The following is a 17,170-nucleotide window of genomic DNA, read 5'->3' as shown; positions in this document are numbered from 1 at the left end:
ACACCCTCTATAACTTATAACTCAATCGCCTCATATTTCAGCCCGAAGACATCGGCTACAGCTCTGTATGTTACCTTGCCTTCCACTACGTTCAATCCCAACGCCAGAGCCGGATCGTCCTTGCAGGCTTGTCTCCAGCCTTTGCATGCCAGGGCAACGGTGTAGGGCAGGGTGGCATTTGTCAGTGCCATGGTGGAGGTGAAGGGTACGGCGCCGGGGATATTGGCAACGGCGTAGTGTACAATTCCGTCCACAATGTAGGTAGGGTCGCTGTGCGTGGTGGGGTGGGAGGTTTCGAAACATCCGCCTTGGTCGATGGCAACGTCTACGAGTACGGTGCCGGGCTTCATCATTTTCAGCATTTCTTTGGTGATGAGATGAGGCGCTTTGTCACCGGGGATAAGGACAGACCCTATTACGAGGTCTATTGTAGGTAATTCCATTTTGATATTGTGAAGGGAAGAATAGAGTGTTTTTACATTCTTGGGCATCACTTCACTGAGGTAGCGCAGGCGGGGAAGGTTGATGTCGGCAATCAGTACCTCGGCACCCATTCCGGCAGCTATTTGTGCGGCATTGGTGCCCACAATGCCGCCGCCCAGGATAAGTACGCGTGCGGGGCGTACACCCGTCACGCCACCCATCAGTTTCCCTTTGCCGCCTTGGGGTTTTTCGAGGAAGCGTGCTCCTACCTGGGTGGCCATGCGTCCCGCCACTTCGCTCATGGGGGTAAGCAGCGGAAGTGAGCGGTCTTCTTTCTCTACCGTTTCGTAGGCGATGCAGACGGCGCCGCTTGCTATCATGGCTTCGGTCAGCAATTTATCGGCAGCGAAGTGGAAATAGGTGAATACCACTTGTTCCTTTTTTATCAGTTTGTACTCCGGTGCGATGGGCTCCTTTACCTTGACAATCATGTCGGCTATGGCATACGTGTCTTCAATGGTTGGCAACATTTGTGCACCTACGGCGATGTAATCATCGTCAGAGAAACCGCTGTTTGCGCCTGCCGAGGCTTGCACATACACCGTATGACCGCGTTTCACCAACTCGGCTACTCCGGCAGGGGTCATTCCTACACGGTTCTCGTTGTTCTTGATTTCTTTAGGTACTCCGATAATCATAACCTTAAAGTTTTTATTGAGGGGTTAAACATGGCGCAAGATACAAAAATGGAGGGTACAGTGTCTCCGTACCCTCCATGTTTAAGAACAGTTTTCGTTCTCAGTTATTCATTGTCCATCAGTTTCCAATGTCCATGCCTGCATCCCCTTCTATTTCATCTGTGTCCCATGCGGCGATGGTAATCCCTTTCAGCGTCAGCCCGGCCTTGTTCAGGCTGAGGTCGAAGTTGTAGGTTTTGTTGGCCTCGGTAGTGAGGTTTTCGCTGGAACTCATAGCCAGATAGTAGGTGTAGGTGTTGCTGCCGGAGGTGACTTTTACGAATTGGGAGCTATTGGTGAATGCCTGACCCGGCAGCACGATGGCGCGGTAGGTGGTGGCACCTGCAACGCTGTGGGCGTAGGTGGTGATGGAGGTGGTAGATGCAGCTGCAGCGTCGGTGGCAGCGGCATCATTAGCCTTTGTTACTTTGCCGTCTGCCAGATTCCACGTGCCGCTGAGGGCGAAGCCTGCGGAGCAGAGCAGTTCTACCTTGTCGATGGCGGGCAGGGAGGAGTAGCCGTTTCCTGCGGAGAGGGTGACGGTGATTTGGCTCATGCAGTGCTTCATGCTGATGCTTGCGTTGTTCGTTGCCACGGTGGTGCATTTGCCCCACAGCAGGTCGGAGGCTTCGTAGTCGGCGGCGGCGGTGCTGCTGTTGTTCTGGTCGGGCTTGATGCTGACGTTGGGCACGGTGTAGGTGTCGGTGGCGGTGTTGGTATAGGGATAGTAGGCGTAGAGGGTGTGCTGGTCGGTGACGTTCTGCCAGTAGAGGGGTTCGTCGGTGAAGCTGCCGTTTACCCATTTGGTGTTCTTGGGGTCGAGGGAGGCGCTGATGGGGGATTCATCGTTGGCACCCGTTTTGTGGGCGATGTAGAGGCCCAGTGCGTCGTCATCATCGAACTCGGTGGCGCCGATGGCGGCGCGGCTGATGGGGATATTGGTGCCGGTGGTGGTGAGCGAGAGCTTCACGTTGATGGGCTTGGTGATGTCCACTGTCTGGTCTGAATCGTTGTTACAGGCGGTGACCAGCAGGCCGAGGGTGGCTGCGAGGAGCAGCGTTTGGATACTTCTTGTTTTCATATTTGGTCTATTTATTTGTTGTTAATAATAAGTTACTTATCGGTTACTTTTGTGTAATTCTCGGGGTTTGTCAGCTCCGTAATGGTGGCTTCGGCAAGTGAAGGGCTTCCCTTGTAGTTATAGTATATGTTCGCCCAAGTCATCTTTCCCCAGGTGCGGCACTGGGTGATTTGATCGTCCTCGAGTGCGGTAACTCCGGTGAGGAAGAGGTTCTCGGGGGAGAAATTATAATTTCCGAGACCGTTTTGGGTGTCGTAGGTGGGGAGAGCGAAGCTGTTTTCGGTACCGGTGCCGCTAAGGACGATGCTCTTCAGGCCGGTGCAACCAAAGAAAGCATCTTCTCTGATGTCGGTGACTTGTGGCAGGTAGATGCTTGCCAGTTTCCCGCATCCGACGAAAGCTCCGATTCCTATATTGGTGACTTTTGGCAGGTCAATGCTTGCCAGGGCGGTGCAATCCTGGAAGGCTCTTTCTCCGATTCCGATGGCTTGTGGCAGGTCGATACTTGTCAGGCCGGTGCAACTCCAAAAAGCACTGACTCCGATGTCGGTGACTTGTGGCAGGTCGATACTTGTCAGGGCGGTGCAATTCCAGAAAGCATTTTCTCCGATGTCGGTGGCTTGTGACAGGTCAATATTTGTCAGGCTGGTACAATTCACAAAAGTACCATTTCCTATTTTGGTGACTTGTGACAGGTCGATGCTTGTCAGGCCGGTACAACCCTGAAGAGTATTATATCCTATTTTGGTGACTTGTGGCAGGTTGATGCTTGTCAGGCCGGTGCATTTATTGAAAGCATTATATCCTATTTTGGTGGCTTGTGGCAGGTTGATGCTTTGCAGAGTACTATTGCCGTTGGTGAAGAGATACCAATTCGTAGGCACTTCCTTCACCGGCTCCATATAGAGGTTTTGTACGTAATTATGGCTGCTGCCCAGCAATCCTAACAGCTCGCTCTGGTCCATGCCTTCCGGTACAGAACCGCTGATGAAGAGTTTGGAGACGAGGGTAGGGGGAGAAGAGCTTCCGGCGGCATTTATCGCTTCCAGCCTGCTCTTTACGGCATTGTAGGACGCTTCCGTCCCATCCAGCAGGAGGATGTTTTCCGGTGCTGTGCCTTTTATGTCGGTACTTCCGTCCGACACTTGCAGGTACTTGCCGGGGAGATAGAATCGGTTGCCGGTGGTGCCGCCGGTGACGCTGCCGGTCTCGCTGCTGCTGCCGATTGAGCCTCCGGCGCTATATACCTTGTCCGTAAGAAAAGAGAGGGTACCGTTTCCTCCGGCTTCGCTGCAAGTAGGTCCATTAGGGGGGAGGTAGTCTGGGCTGTATTGGTGGTAAGTGGGTATCATCAACGCCCGATGCACCGCCGCACCGTCCCGGCTCAAGGTGGTGACGGAACGGGTGTCGGTGAGCTTGTCAACAAACAGATAGGAGTGTATCCCGTCAGTAGAATTGCTCACAATGGGTGCCTCTCTCAGCGCCGTCACTCCGCCTGTGTAGGCGCAGAATACGGCTTTGGCAGGTGCTTTCAGCAGGACGGCGGCGGATGCGGTGGAGAAGATGTCCACTTTCACCAGGGCGCGTTGCATCTGTAGGGGGATGGGGTCGGCGGTGGGCTGGGGTATGCGGACGGCGAGGCCGGAGGTGCGCAGCTGTTCCCAGTAGGCGTAGTTCTCGGGGGTGAAGGCTTGGGGCAGCTGGAAGGTGAAGGCTTCGCCCGTCTGCAGGGCGTAGCTGCCTCCGCTGTTGCCGTCGCTGCCGGTATATGTCAATGCCTCCAGTGGCTGCATCTCTATGGCGGGGGAGATGGCGGCGAAGTAGTAGGCGGCGGCGTCTTTCTCCCAGCGGAGGAGGTTGGCAGGGTCGGTGGGCTGCCAAGTGGCGGAGGTGACGGCTTGCGTGCCGCCGTCGGTGCTGACGGAGGTGCAGGTGTAGTTGGCGTGGCTGTAGCGGACTTCGGCGGACGAGCCGTCTGCTGCCGACGACGACCTTACGGGCACGGTCATGAATACGGTGATGGTGGTTCCTACTTTGGGGAAGCCGGTTTCCGTGGCGGGTGTGCCGGTGGTTCCGTCGGCGCGTGTCTGCCCTCCTCCTTCTCCGGCCATGGGCGACTGCTGTTCCACGCTTGTGGCGATGCAGCCTATCTGTATGGGTTGGCCTATGAGGGAGGCTGTGGCTTCACTGTCGGCACCGGGCAGGGGGGCGGTGTCGGGGCAGATGTCGTCTGTGCAGGCGCAGGGCGGCAGCAGGGCAAGCAGCAGGGTGGGGAGCAGTAGCGTCCGGCGGAGGTGGTTCCTTGTTTTCATTCGTTGGGTGTCTTTTTTAGGGTTTCGTATAAGTAGGGCCGTTCGGGGTGGGGGTGCGCACCCTTATGGGGGTAGGGCCGTGGGGTGTTATCCCAACGGGTTTTCGCCGTACTTGCCCAGTTGCCGGGCTGTTTCGCGGGCTATCTCGGTGATGCCCAGTGTGCGGGGTTGTGTCTTGGCACGGAGGTAGAAGTCGTCCGTGCGCTCGGTCAGGGCGTTGTCGTAGGCCACGAGACTGATGAACTTTTCAAAGGTTGTTGCCATGGGGTTTTGAATTATGAGTTATGAATTTTGAGTTATGGGTTATGGGGTTGGGGTTATTGGGGGGAGTCCTTGAGCCAGTGGCCGCTATAGTTGGCGGTGTCTGTCAGGCTGGCAGGATTATCCGCAGTCAGGTTGTAGTGGATGGCTTTCCAGGTGACACTACCCCAGGATTGGCATGTGGCGGCATTTCCTTCTGCCTTGAACATCTCTTCGGTGACATCGGTGAGGAAGAGGAGGGTGGCGGAGGTGCCTGCGAATGCACCATCACCAACGGTGGGCAGGAAGAAGCCAAATTGGTCGTTGGTGCCGCTGAGGACGACTTCTTCGAGGGCGGAGCAGTCGTAGAATGCGCAGACTCCTATGCTTGTCACTGCTTTGGGTATGCTGATTTCTGTCAAGCTGCTACAATACTGGAATGCGTAGCTTCCTATGCTTGTCGCTGCTTTCGGTATGTTGATTTCCTTCAGACTTCCACAGTAGTTGAATGCGCTTTGGCCTATCTCTGTCACTGTCTCCGGCAGTTGGATGCTCGTCAGATTCGCGCAGCTTTGGAATGTCCTCTCTCCTATCTTCGTTACTCCCGTGGGGATGCTGATTTCTGTCAGGCTGCTACAGTCGACGAATGCGTATTCTCCTATTTCTGTCACTCCGTCCGGCAGTTGGATGTTTGTTAGCTGGCGGCAATTAATGAATGCGTACTTTCCTATCTTTGTCACTTTCTTTGGCAGTTGAATGCTCTTTAGTGTCGTGCAGCTTTGGAATGCGCGCTCTCCTATACTTGTTATCCCTTCGGGGAGTATCACCTCTTGAAGTGCGGTATTTGTGTTATCCCCCGTTTTGCAAAATCCCTCCGGTATGGTTGTCGCCCCGCTTGCGGTGATGTAGAGGTGGCTGACCTTGAAGTATTTATTACCATTACTACCACCGATCATCTGCTCTTTCAAATTCGCCAAGTCCTGGTCGCTAATCTCCCCCGTAATCATTACCTTGATGGGGCTGTCTTGGCCGGCGCTTGCCAGTGCAGTCTTCAGTGCAGACCCATCTGCCAGCAGGCTTCCCGCTGTTTCGTTCTCCACTGTTACGAAGCTTTCTGCTTCCGTCGCCTCCACCAGTGTCGGGCTTTGCCATCCGGTGGACGTTACGCTCAATGCGCTCACCCCTGCTTTGTTTACTTTCAGTTTCAGCTCGTGGCAGGTATTGGCTTGGGTGGTGATGTCGTTGGTGGGGAGGTACTTATAGATGTCGTTTCCGATGTGGATGCTTATCATCAGTCGGTCTGCGGCAAAGGTCTGCCCCGGCAGCATCAGGGCGTAGTATGCCGACGAGGTATTGCCGTTCTTCAGCAGGCGGACATCGGTAGGGGTGGAGGCTTCGCCGTCGTGATTATGGATGACGGGCTCTCCGTCGGTATTCATGGTGAAGTAGGCTTTCGCTTGCTTGAGGTGTACGGTGGCCGTCTGCAGCTGTTCGGCGGTGATGCCGTCGCCCGGCAGCAGGTTGACGCATAGCTGCGCCATGCTGTGCTTCAGCAGCAGATTGATGGAAGAGGATGTGGCGGAATGTGTACCGCTGTAGTGCAGCAGGTCGGTGATGTGCCATTTATCGGCGGCAGCGGTATATTGCTTGCCGTCCCAGGCATTCAGGGTGCTCCCTGCGGCGGTGTTGGTTTCGTAGTCGGAGGGCATGTCGTAAACGGCAGGGGAGGAGGAAGAATAAGCGGGTCCCCACCAGGCGGTGAGGGTGTGGTTGCCGCTCCCTTGCCAGTAGGCGCGCTCGGTCTTGGTGGAACTCCAGCTGCTGTTGTTGCCGTCGTATAGGTAGGTGCCGGCAGATTGGGCGCTTCCGGCGGTGAGGGCTACGTGCAGCTTTTCGTCATCTCTGAAGCTATGGCCGGATGCCACGCCGGGCACGGCATTGGCGGCACGGGTGTTTCCTCCTTCTATGCTTACGGTTCCCAGCGTCAGCGCTTGTCCGTTTCCCCGGTTTTCGTCCTGCCCGGTCAGTTCGTTGGTGCATCCTGCCAGTATCAGCAGGCATATCATGGTACCTATGGCTGCCGTGATGGCGGTCAGTGTGCGCAGCGTTTCCCATCCCTGTGAGGTCAGTCGTTTCATGATGCAGTTCTCCATTTGGGTTGTTATAGGTTTTATTAATGTTCCTTTGCAAATGTGTCTGCAAAGTTGTTAATAATGGTATAAACTGCCTAATTTTACCCCTCGGTGCTTGTCCTGCATTGTCGCCTTGTTGTCCTGAATTGTCGCACCCCCTCTCAGAAGTGCTTCCGGAGGGGGTGCGAAGGGAAGTGCGGAGGATGAAAATCCGTCCTTATGGGGAGGAAGTCATGCTTTTATCAGCCACCTTTCTATGTTGCGCGTCCGGGCGCTGAAGTTCACGCCTATCCTGAACAGTGGGCGACCGTCGGCTTCGAAGGGTTGCGCGTAGTGTTTTTCGTCAATCTGCCGCAGCGCTTCTTCGGCAGTGCCTTCGAACTTGAACTCCATGATGTAGATGTAGCGGTCTGTCTTCAGCACGAGGTCCACACGTCCCTCGGAGGTGTGATATTCCACTTGGGTATAGAATCCCACCAGCTTGAAGACAATGAAAAGCACGTTCTGGTAGTGCAGTTCGCGGTCGCCGACAAGTTCGTAGGGGGTGTCGGCAAAGAAACTTTGCAGGCGGCGGAAGAAGGCATCGGGCTGTCCGGATTCTATCTCACGTACAAACTTCTGTATCTCGAACGGTGCCTCTATCTTGTTGAAGCGGGTGTAGAACGGCATCAGGAACTTGACGAACCCTTCTTCCACTTCCCGGTTGGGGAAGCCGAGGCGGTAGAGTCCGAACCTTGGGTCGTACTCCTTAATCGTGAGGTATCCGCTTTGGAAGATGACGGGCAGTGGGTCTTCGTCGCCATAGATGCTGTTCAGCACGTCGGCGTAGGTTTCTGCATGGGCCATCTCCTCCAGGTTGTAGTGGTTGCGTTTCAGCAGTTCCACCAGATAGGTGGGGGTGCCCGTCTCGAACCAATAGCTGCCGAACTCCTGCTTGTCGAAGGTGTTGAGCAGGCTGAAAGGGTTGTAGATTCCGATGGAGTTGTGTGTGAAGTGGTAACCGTCGTAATCTTTCTGCAAGCGTTGGCAGGTTTCCTCGTAGGTCATGTTTTGCGCCTGCGCCAGCAGCCGGATGCTTGGGGCGAATTCTTGGCGCAGCTCTTCGTCGGTGACACCGCAAAGGGCAAGGTATCGCCGGTCCATGGAGATGTCGTTCAGGTTGTTGAGGTCGCTGAACACGCTGACCTTGCCGAACTTGGTGACCCCCGTCAGCAGGGCAAACTGGATGCATCCGTCCATGGTTTTCAGTACGCCGTAGAAGGGTTTCAAGGTGTTGCGGAACTCGTTCTGCAGCGCTTTGTTGCCGATGGCTTGCAGCATGGGCTTGTCGTATTCGTCGATGAGGATGGCCACACGTTGCCCCGTCTGCTCGCAGGCACGCCTGACCACTCCGGCGAAGCGAAGGGCAAGCGTGCTTTCCGCCATTCCCGTGCCATAAAGCTGTTCCCATTCTGTCACAGCTTTTTCCAGCTGTTTGTCCAAGCTGTCCGGGGTGTCATACTTCCCTATATTCAGGTCGATGTGCAGCACGGGGCGTTTTATCCAGTCTTTCTCCAGCTTCTCCATCGCCAGCCCTTCAAAGAGTTCCTTCTTTCCCTGGAAGTAGGCTTCGAGGGTGGAGATGAGCAGGCTCTTGCCGAAGCGCCGGGGGCGGCTTAGGAAGTAGTAGCTGCCCGTCTTTACCAGCCGGTAGACAAGGGCGGTCTTGTCGACGTAGAAATAGCCGCCTTTGCGCATCTTCTCGAAGTTCTGTATGCCGATGGGGTAGATTTTGTTGCTCTGTATGGGTTCCATATTTCCGGTTCTCCTTTCTTATATATCACTTTTCTTATATATTACCTGTAACTTTCTTATATATTACTTGCAACGCACAAATATACGAATAGTTCTTGTAACTGACGGCCTGCAATCTGTTAAACTATAGGCTCTGTGCATGGTTCTGCGGACTTGTCCGGCAAAGTCTCCCGGTACTGCACGGGTGTCATGCCAAGCAGTTTGTTGAACGCCACATAGTAGGTGTTGCGGCTCTTGAAGCCCGAAGCGGTGGCTATGGCATCTATGGAATACATTCTGTTGTCTTTCAGCATCGATATGGAGTGCTCCACGCGCAGGCGGTTGATGTAGTCGCTGAAGCCGTCGGCACCGGCATATTCGCGCAAGAACGGGTTGAGGCGGTTCTTGCTCAAGGCCGTTATCTTCATCAGGTCTTCGCGGTTGAAGTCGGGGTTTAGGAAGGGCAGGTCGGTGAGCAGGGCATCTTCCATCTGCATGAACCGGCGGCGGTTGTCTTCATCGTCGGCAGCGGAGGGGGAAGTGTTGGCTTGAGCGGCAGGCGGCTCTTCGTTAGGGGCATCTTCCGGGTGAAGCGGCTGCCGGCGGTATGCCTTGCGCAGTTCTTCTTTCTGTGCCAGAAGCTCTTCTATCTGGCGGGCGGCTATCTGGTTGCGTTCGCGGGTGCGGCGCAGGTGGAGGTGCTTTTCCCATAGCAGGATGGCGAGCAGGATGGCGATGAAGCTGGTGGTGATGAACAGTACGCGTTGCCGTGCCAGCTTGTGTTGGGCTTCGCGTATCTGCGCATCCTTTTCCTGGGTTTGGTAGATGATGGCGAATTCGTGTGCCTGGCCGGCCTTTTCGCGGGCATAGATGCTGTCGGTCAGCATGGTGATGCGCTGTTGGTAGCTGTCGGCCAGTTCCGGACGTTTCAGTCCGCGGTAGGTGCGGGCATAGCGGTCCAGCAGAATCAGGTGGCCGTAGTTGAAGGTATCGGCCGGTTCGGCCAGGGCGGAAGAGGCGTCAAGAAGTTGCAGCACTTTATGGTACTGACGCGTACCCAGCAGGTAGGGGACGATTTCTGTTTGTCCTGCCTGCGATTGTGCAAAGCCGGTGCTTTGGTATTTCCGGGCGGTTTCGGCGGCTTTTTCGCTTTGTCCGTTTTGTAGGTAGTACCAGGCAAGTTTGGAGTAGAGGTAACCGTATTGCTGGTCTATGTATCCGGGCGGCGGTCCGGGCAGCAGGCTCATGCGGCTGATAACGTCGAGACGCTTCTCGCAGAGGGCAATGGCTTCGTCCAAACGCTCGTTTTCGGCCAGATAGGCGGACAAGTCGCCGTAGGAGGTGGATAGTTGGGCCAGTTCGCGCACATTGTCCGTGCCTTGCAGCAGTTCGATGGAACGGTACATGTACCGGAACGCTTTGTCGTCGAGCTTCATGCCTTGATACATGCGGCCCAAAGTGAACAGCAGTTCGCTTTCTTTGGCCTTCTGTCCTTGCTCCTGTGCCAGCTCGATGGCTTCGGTACAGATGCGGATGCCTTCTTCGTATTTGTTCAGGCGGTCGAGGGCGGTGGCGAGCTGCGTGAGGACTTGCAGTTTCCGGAGAGGAGTGTGCTGCACGGAGTCGCTTTGCAGGGCGCGGCGGATGTACCGCTCCTTGAGGTGGTACATACCTTGACGTTCGTAGACTGTGCCGCGCAGCATGTCGATGCGGAATTGCGGCAGGTGGGGAAGACGGCGGGCTTCGGCTTCGTCCAGCAGTGACAGAGCGCTGTCGGGCAGGGTGTAATAGATGCTGCGGATATGCTGTTCGGTCAGCAGGCTGTCGGGCAGGGAAGCGGAGGTTTTGTATCGGTTAGGGGTGCTTGCGGTGGAAAATAGGCTTATGGTGAGTGCCAGAGCAAGATAGAGGGGACGGAAGTAATGTATTTTCTCCATTGTTTATTTTCTCTTTTGTATGGCAAAGATAGGGATTATTTTTATCTTTGCCTGCGTTTATCATAAGAAGTTACTGCAATGAATATATACATAAAATCTGTCATTTTGTCTTTTTTCTTTATATCTGTCGGGGCTCGGGCACAAGAGGCTTCCTTCACTCCGCCTTTTGATTTTCCCATCATTTTCTCCGGTAACTTTGGCGAGATACGTGCCAACCATTTTCATGGCGGACTGGATTTCAAGACCGGTGGCGCCATAGGCAAACCGGTACGTGCGCTGGCGGACGGATATATTTCGCGTATCCGTGTCACCCACGGCTCGGGCTATGTGCTCGATGTGGTGTATGATAACGGCTATACCGCCATCTACCGTCATCTTAGCGCCTTTGTGGGTGAAGTGGCAAAGCGAGTGAAGGCTCTTCAGTACGAAAAGGAAAGCTGGGAAGTAGAGATAATTCCCGAGCCTGCTCCCGTGTCAGATGAGGGAGACGATAGAGATAGAGGCAGTAATAATCTCGGGGTGCATATCTTGGGCGAATATCCCGTGAAAGCCGGTCAGATAATAGCTTTAAGCGGAAACACCGGATACTCTTTCGGTCCGCACCTGCATCTGGATATGATAGAGACGGCTACGGACGAATATATAGACCCACTGCCTTTCTTCATGGACAAAGTGAAGGACAAGACTGCCCCGCGTGCCGAAGGTATCATGTTGTTTCCTCAGCCGGGCAAAGGAGTGGTGGAAGGTAAGCAGACGCGACGGGCTTTTCCGGCACATCCTACGAAACCCATTACCGCCTGGGGATTGATTGGTGCAGGCATCCGTGCTTATGATTATATGGACGGAGTGCAGAATAAATATGGCGTGAAGACGGTGATTCTCGAAGTGGACGGCGAGGAAGTCTTCCGCAGTACGGTAGACCGCTTTGCGTACGAAGAAAACCGCTATATCAATTCGTGGACACACGGCCAGTATATGAAGTCTTTCATCGAGCCGGGAAACCACTTACGCATGCTGCATGCATCCAACGGTAACCGTGGACTGGTGGACATCAACGAAGAACGCCCTTACCGGTTTGTCTATACGCTGAGCGATGCGCTGGGAAATACCTCCAAGGTCTGCTTCACGGTGCAGGGGCAGAAGACGACAATTGCTCCGGTGGAACATCGTGAGAAATACGCCCTCAAGTGGGACAAGGTGAACTATCTGCAGGAACCGGGGTTAGAATTGGTCATTCCGAAAGGAATGCTCTACGATAACGTCCTGTTGAACTATTCCGTGCGGGCTGATAGCGGTGATATAGCTTTCACCTATCAGTTGAACGATACCCGCATTCCGATGCACGATGCCTGCGATTTGCGTATCGGCTTGCGCCGGCGTCCGGTAGAGGATATGACCAAATATTATGTGGCGGGCGTAACGGCGCGCGGTGGAAAATACCGCATCGGCGGTAAGTATGAGGATGGTGTCATGAAAGTGCGTATACGGGATTTGGGGACTTATACCGTGGCAGTGGATACGGTTCCGCCGGTGATAACTCCCGTGAACCAAGCTCAGTGGGGACGTACGGGAAAAATCATCTTCAAGGCCAAGGACAAGGAAACCGGCATCAACACCTATCGGGGTACGATTGACGGAAAATATGCCTTGTTTGGAAAGCCCAACTCCATCAGTGGTAACCTGGTGTGCGAGCTCGACCCGAAACATGTGGAGAAAGGCGGCAAGCATGTGGTGGAGATGACGGTGACGGATGGCTGTGGCAACTGTACCACCGAACAGTTTGAATTTGTATGGTAAAGCCTCTCCCCCGACCCCTCCCCCGTAGGGAGGGGAGGTCGGAAGTTACTTTTGCTATATATAGTGTAATAAATAAGTGTAATAAAAATATGTGTAACAAGCTATCATTTTCTTCTCCCCTCTCTTTCGGAGAGGGGACGGGGGTGAGGCCTTAATTTATTAGAAGTATGAAAAGTAAAAGACTGACTCTTTCCGTCTTGTTTGTTGTGGCAGCCGTGGCGAATGCACTGGCCTGCACCAATCTTATCGTGGGCAAGAACGCCTCCGCGGACGGTTCTACCATCGTTTCTTATTCTGCCGATTCCTATGGCTTGTTCGGCGAGCTATATCATTATCCTGCCGGCATGCATAAGAAAGGCACGCTGATTGACATACACGAGTGGGATACCGGCAAATACCTCGGGCAGATAGCGCAGGCCCGTCAGACGTACAATGTCATCGGCAATATGAACGAATTCCAGCTCACTATCGGTGAAACGACATTCGGCGGACGCCCCGAACTGGTAGACACTACCGGTATTATCGACTACGGTAGCTTGATTTATCTCGGACTGCAACGTTCACGTACTGCTCGCGAGGCTATCAAGGTGATGACGGAATTGGTGCAGGAATACGGCTATTACAGCGGTGGCGAGTCCTTTACCATTGCCGACCCCAACGAGATATGGATTATGGAGATGATTGGCAAGGGACCCGGTGTGCGCGGTGCCGTATGGGTGGCTGTCCGCGTGCCCGATGATTGTATCTCCGCTCATGCCAACCAGAGCCGCATTCATCAGTTCAACATGAACGACAAGGAGAACTGTATGTACTCCCCCGATGTCATCTCCTTTGCACGCGAGAAGGGCTATTTTGACGGTGTGAACAAGGATTTCAGCTTTGCCAATGCCTATGCTCCGCTCGATTTCGGTGCCCGTCGCTATTGCGAGGCACGCGTATGGAGCTATTTCAATATGTTTACCGACCGCGGCAACGAGTTCTTACCTTATATATTAGGTGAGACGAACACTCCGATGCCTCTGTTTGTGAAGCCCAACCGCAAGGTTTCCGTGCAGGATGTGAAGAACGCCATGCGCGACCATTATGAAGGTACTCCTCTCGACATCAGCAAAGATTTCGGCGCAGGCCCGTATCATACCCCGTACCGCCTTTCTCCACTCTCTTTCAAAGTGGGCGACCGGGAATATTTCAATGAGCGTCCCATCTCCACCCAGCAGAGTGGTTTCGTATTCGTGGCACAGATGCGTTCCGAGTTGCCCGACCCTATCGGTGGAGTATTGTGGTTCGGCACAGATGATGCCAACATGACGGTATTTACGCCCGTATATTGCTGTACGGACAAGGTTCCCGTATGCTATACCCGCGTGGATGGCGCCGATTACATCACTTTCTCCTGGAACTCCGCTTTCTGGATTTTCAATTGGGTGGCCAATATGGTTTATCCCCGTTATGACTTGATGATGGGCGACGTGCGTGCCACTCAGACAGAGTTGGAGACAACCTTCAACGAAGCGCAGGAAGGCGTTGAGGCTGCTGCTGCCAAACTGCTGGAAAAAGACCCTGCCAAAGCAAAGGCATTCCTTACCAACTATACGAACATGACTGCCCAAAGCACTTTCGATACTTGGAAACGTCTTGGCGAGTTTCTTGTCGTAAAGTATAATGACGGCGTTGTCAAACGTATGAAAAACGGTCAATTCGAACGTAATTCCATCGGCCAGCCGGCAGGCGTAATCCGCCCGGGATACCCGAGGGAGTTCCTTGAAGAGTATGTTAAGCAGACGGGAGACAGATATAAAATGCCTGAATAAAATTAGGATATTTGAACTTATTCTTCTACATTTGTGTCTTACAAAAAAGTTTATATTAACCCTTAAAACAATAACAGTCTTATGGAAAATCAGGAACTGATTAAGCAGGTGACTGAGAAAGCCGAAAAATGGCTTACCCCGGCATATGATGCCGAAACTCAGGCAGAAGTGAAACGCATGTTGGAAAATCCAGATAAAACCGAATTGATAGACAGTTTTTACAAAGACCTGGAGTTTGGAACGGGTGGTCTGCGTGGCATCATGGGTGCCGGTACAAACCGCATGAACATCTACACCGTAGGTGCCGCAACACAGGGCTTGTCCAACTATCTGAACAAATGTTTTGCCGGAAAGAAGGATATTTCCGTTGTTGTGGGGCACGACTGCCGCAACAATAGCGACAAGTTCGCAAAGATTTCTGCCGACATCTTCTCTGCAAACGGCATCAAGGTATATCTTTTTGATGACCTTCGTCCTACGCCCGAAGTTTCATTTGCCATTCGCCACTTCGGCTGCCAGAGCGGTATCAACATTACAGCCAGCCACAACCCCAGAGAATACAACGGCTACAAGGCTTATTGGGATGACGGTGCGCAGGTGCTCGCTCCGCACGATACAGCCATCATAGACGAGGTAAATAAGGTGACGGTGGCCGACATCAAGTTCAACGGCAACAAGGACTTGATTCAGATTATCGGCAAGGAAGTGGATAAGGTTTATCTGGACATGGTTCACTCCATCTCCATCGACCCCGAAGTCATCCGTCGCCAGAAAGACCTCAGCATTGTGTATACTCCGCTTCATGGCGCAGGCCGCGTGCTCATTCCGGATTCATTGAAGGAGTGGGGATTTGAGAATATCAACTGCGTGCCCGAACAGATGGTGAAGGACGGCAATTTCCCGACAGTGGTTTCTCCGAATCCCGAAAATGCCGAAGCCCTTTCCATGGCCATTGCGCTGGCTAAGAAGATTGACGCTGACATCGTAATGGCAAGTGACCCGGATGCCGACCGTGTCGGTATGGCCTGCAAGGACGATAAGGGCGAGTGGGTGCTTATCAATGGTAACCAGACTTGTCTCATCTTCTTGTACTACATCATCAAGAACCGTATTGCAATGGGTAAGATGCAGCCGAACGACTTCATCGTGAAGACCATCGTGACCACCGAACTCATCAAGGCTGTGGCAGACAAGAACAAGATTGAAATGCGCGACTGCTACACCGGCTTCAAGTGGATTGCCCGCGAAATCCGTCTGAGTGAAGGTAAGCAGCAGTATATCGGTGGTGGTGAAGAAAGCTATGGCTTCCTGGCCGAAGACTTTGTCCGTGATAAAGACGCGGTTTCTGCCTGCTCTTTGCTGGCCGAAATCTGTGCTTGGGCCAAAGACCAGGGCAAGACACTCTATGACGTATTGATGGAAATCTATGTAGAATATGGATTCTCTAAGGAAACCACCGTGAACGTGGTGAAACCCGGTAAGAGTGGTGCCGAGGAAATCAAGGCGATGATGGATAACTTCCGTGCCAATCCTCCGAAGGAAATCGGTGGTTCGGCTGTCAGCCTGATTAAGGATTACAAGACGCTGGAACTGACTGATGCCCAGGGCAACGTAAGCAAGCTGGATATGCCCGAGACATCCAATGTACTTCAATATTTCACTGTAGACGGCACGAAGATTTCTGTCCGTCCTTCCGGTACGGAACCGAAGATTAAGTTCTATATCGAGGTGAAGGGCGAGATGGGTTGTCCGAAATGCTATGCCAGCGCCGATGCCGAAGCTGAGAAGAAAGTGGAGGCAGTGCGCAAGTCACTCGGCATTTGATAGGAAAGAGGAAAAAATGTGTATATAGTGTTCGGAGAGGCGTAACCCGTGAGGGCTGCGCCTCTTCCTTTTGCTTCTGTGTTGAAAGAAAACTTAAATAAAGACTTAAACCCGATGGTTGATGAACAAAACGTTTGCAGGGAAGTTTAGTATATGCAGATTGCGGTTACACACCGATTGGTTGATGTGAATGAGAGTCGTTTCATTCGTAGTTGTTCGTTTGTGAGTGTGTGTTTTCCGCAATTTGCTTTTTTAAATTTCTTCCCCCCTCTTTTTAATTCTTTAATTTTTAATTGTTCTCCATCCACCAGTCTATCAGCCTTCTTGCGATACTCAGCTTTCGTGGAATTTCGGGCAGGTTGTCTTTGGAATAGAAGGCGGCAGCGGTTAGCTCATCTTCCTGCAGTTTTATCTCCCCGCTTTCGTAGTTGGCAATGAAACCCACCATCAATCCGCTGGGGTAGGGCCAGGGCTGGTTGCTGAAGTAGGTGATGTTCTTTACCTTCAGCCCCGTTTCTTCAAAAACTTCCCGTTCTACACATTCTTCCAGTGTCTCGCCGGCTTCGAGGAAGCCTGCCACCAGTCCGTAGAAGGTTCCTCGGAAGTTCCGGGCATGCACCAGCAGGATTTCGTCTCCTTTGCGTATCAGTACAATGATGGCGGTGGAAACGGGAGGGTACATCTCATTGCCGCAGTTGGGACACTTCTTCATGATGGGGGTCTGGTGCTCCATGGCGGTGCCACACACGGGGCAGAAGCGGCTGTGCTCGTCCCAATAGAGTATCTGGAAGGCCTTTCCTGCAGAACGGTACTCGTCCGGCGAGATGTAGTCGTACGATGCGCGCAGGCCTATCATGACCCATTCATCGGTTTCGGCCACGGGCTGTTCCAAAGCAAATGCACGTACTTGCTTGCCGTTGGGTGGGAACACTTCGTGTATATTACTTCCGGCTTCCGGTGTCAGAGGAGGCTCTATACTGACGGGTACGCTGTATTTTATTTCTCCTTTGTCTGTATATCCTTTTTTCAGCAGCAGTTGGTCTTTGAAGAAGACGAACCACTGCGTGCAGGGTTGGGGTTCTGTTGATTTTTCCATTGTTTGT

Annotated in this window: 11 protein-coding genes; 3 read left to right on the top strand and 8 right to left on the bottom strand. The window is 53.2% G+C overall.

Annotated features, from left to right (window positions below):
* Positions 1-14 precede the first annotated feature (14 nt).
* The 7 genes from ald to DWZ03_RS09590 all read right to left on the bottom strand — a co-directional run bounded on the left by ald (position 15) and on the right by DWZ03_RS09590 (position 10,635).
* The gene (ald, locus tag DWZ03_RS09615) at positions 15-1,121 is read right to left on the bottom strand and encodes an alanine dehydrogenase (RefSeq protein ID WP_016274378.1); all 1,107 of its coding nucleotides are present in this window, start codon (positions 1,119-1,121) and stop codon (positions 15-17) included.
* A gap of 118 nt (positions 1,122-1,239) precedes the next feature.
* Complete coding sequence (locus DWZ03_RS09610) at positions 1,240-2,241, bottom strand: fimbrillin family protein (RefSeq protein ID WP_057089516.1); 1,002 nt, start codon at positions 2,239-2,241, stop codon at positions 1,240-1,242.
* A 32-nt stretch (positions 2,242-2,273) separates the two neighbouring features.
* On the bottom strand, positions 2,274-4,553 hold the full coding sequence (locus DWZ03_RS09605; RefSeq protein WP_057282086.1) for a leucine-rich repeat domain-containing protein: 2,280 nt from the start codon (positions 4,551-4,553) through the stop codon (positions 2,274-2,276).
* 87 nt (positions 4,554-4,640) lie between these two features.
* The gene (locus DWZ03_RS20000; protein ID WP_165859858.1) at positions 4,641-4,817 is read right to left on the bottom strand and encodes a hypothetical protein; all 177 of its coding nucleotides are present in this window, start codon (positions 4,815-4,817) and stop codon (positions 4,641-4,643) included.
* Between the two features lie 53 nt (positions 4,818-4,870).
* Complete coding sequence (locus DWZ03_RS09600) at positions 4,871-6,931, bottom strand: leucine-rich repeat protein (RefSeq protein WP_165859857.1); 2,061 nt, start codon at positions 6,929-6,931, stop codon at positions 4,871-4,873.
* A gap of 225 nt (positions 6,932-7,156) precedes the next feature.
* Positions 7,157-8,719 (bottom strand): ATP-binding protein, encoded by a 1,563-nt coding sequence (locus DWZ03_RS09595; RefSeq protein WP_016274383.1) that lies wholly within the window; start codon positions 8,717-8,719, stop codon positions 7,157-7,159.
* Positions 8,720-8,838: 119 nt separating this feature from the next.
* Positions 8,839-10,635: an AraC family transcriptional regulator gene (locus DWZ03_RS09590; RefSeq protein WP_022400816.1), complete on the bottom strand. Its 1,797-nt coding sequence runs from the start codon at positions 10,633-10,635 to the stop codon at positions 8,839-8,841.
* A 78-nt stretch (positions 10,636-10,713) separates the two neighbouring features.
* Here DWZ03_RS09590 and DWZ03_RS09585 point away from each other — a divergent pair, with 78 nt between their 5' ends.
* From DWZ03_RS09585 to DWZ03_RS09575, 3 genes are all read left to right on the top strand, one after another.
* The gene (locus DWZ03_RS09585) at positions 10,714-12,432 is read left to right on the top strand and encodes a M23 family metallopeptidase (RefSeq protein WP_016274385.1); all 1,719 of its coding nucleotides are present in this window, start codon (positions 10,714-10,716) and stop codon (positions 12,430-12,432) included.
* Positions 12,433-12,599: 167 nt separating this feature from the next.
* Positions 12,600-14,243 (top strand): C69 family dipeptidase, encoded by a 1,644-nt coding sequence (locus DWZ03_RS09580; RefSeq protein WP_120129788.1) that lies wholly within the window; start codon positions 12,600-12,602, stop codon positions 14,241-14,243.
* Positions 14,244-14,324: 81 nt separating this feature from the next.
* Positions 14,325-16,067: a phospho-sugar mutase gene (locus DWZ03_RS09575; protein WP_057282089.1), complete on the top strand. Its 1,743-nt coding sequence runs from the start codon at positions 14,325-14,327 to the stop codon at positions 16,065-16,067.
* Positions 16,068-16,356: 289 nt separating this feature from the next.
* Here DWZ03_RS09575 and nudC read toward each other — a convergent pair whose 3' ends face one another.
* Positions 16,357-17,163 (bottom strand): NAD(+) diphosphatase, encoded by an 807-nt coding sequence (gene nudC / locus DWZ03_RS09570; RefSeq protein WP_120129786.1) that lies wholly within the window; start codon positions 17,161-17,163, stop codon positions 16,357-16,359.
* Positions 17,164-17,170 lie beyond the last annotated feature (7 nt).

It is taken from the genome of Bacteroides sp. AF29-11, from assembly GCF_003602895.1.
Classification (GTDB): Bacteria; Bacteroidota; Bacteroidia; order Bacteroidales; family Bacteroidaceae; genus Bacteroides; species Bacteroides uniformis.
Note: the sequence above shows the minus strand (reverse complement) of the source record. Positions and strands in the feature narration are given on the sequence as shown.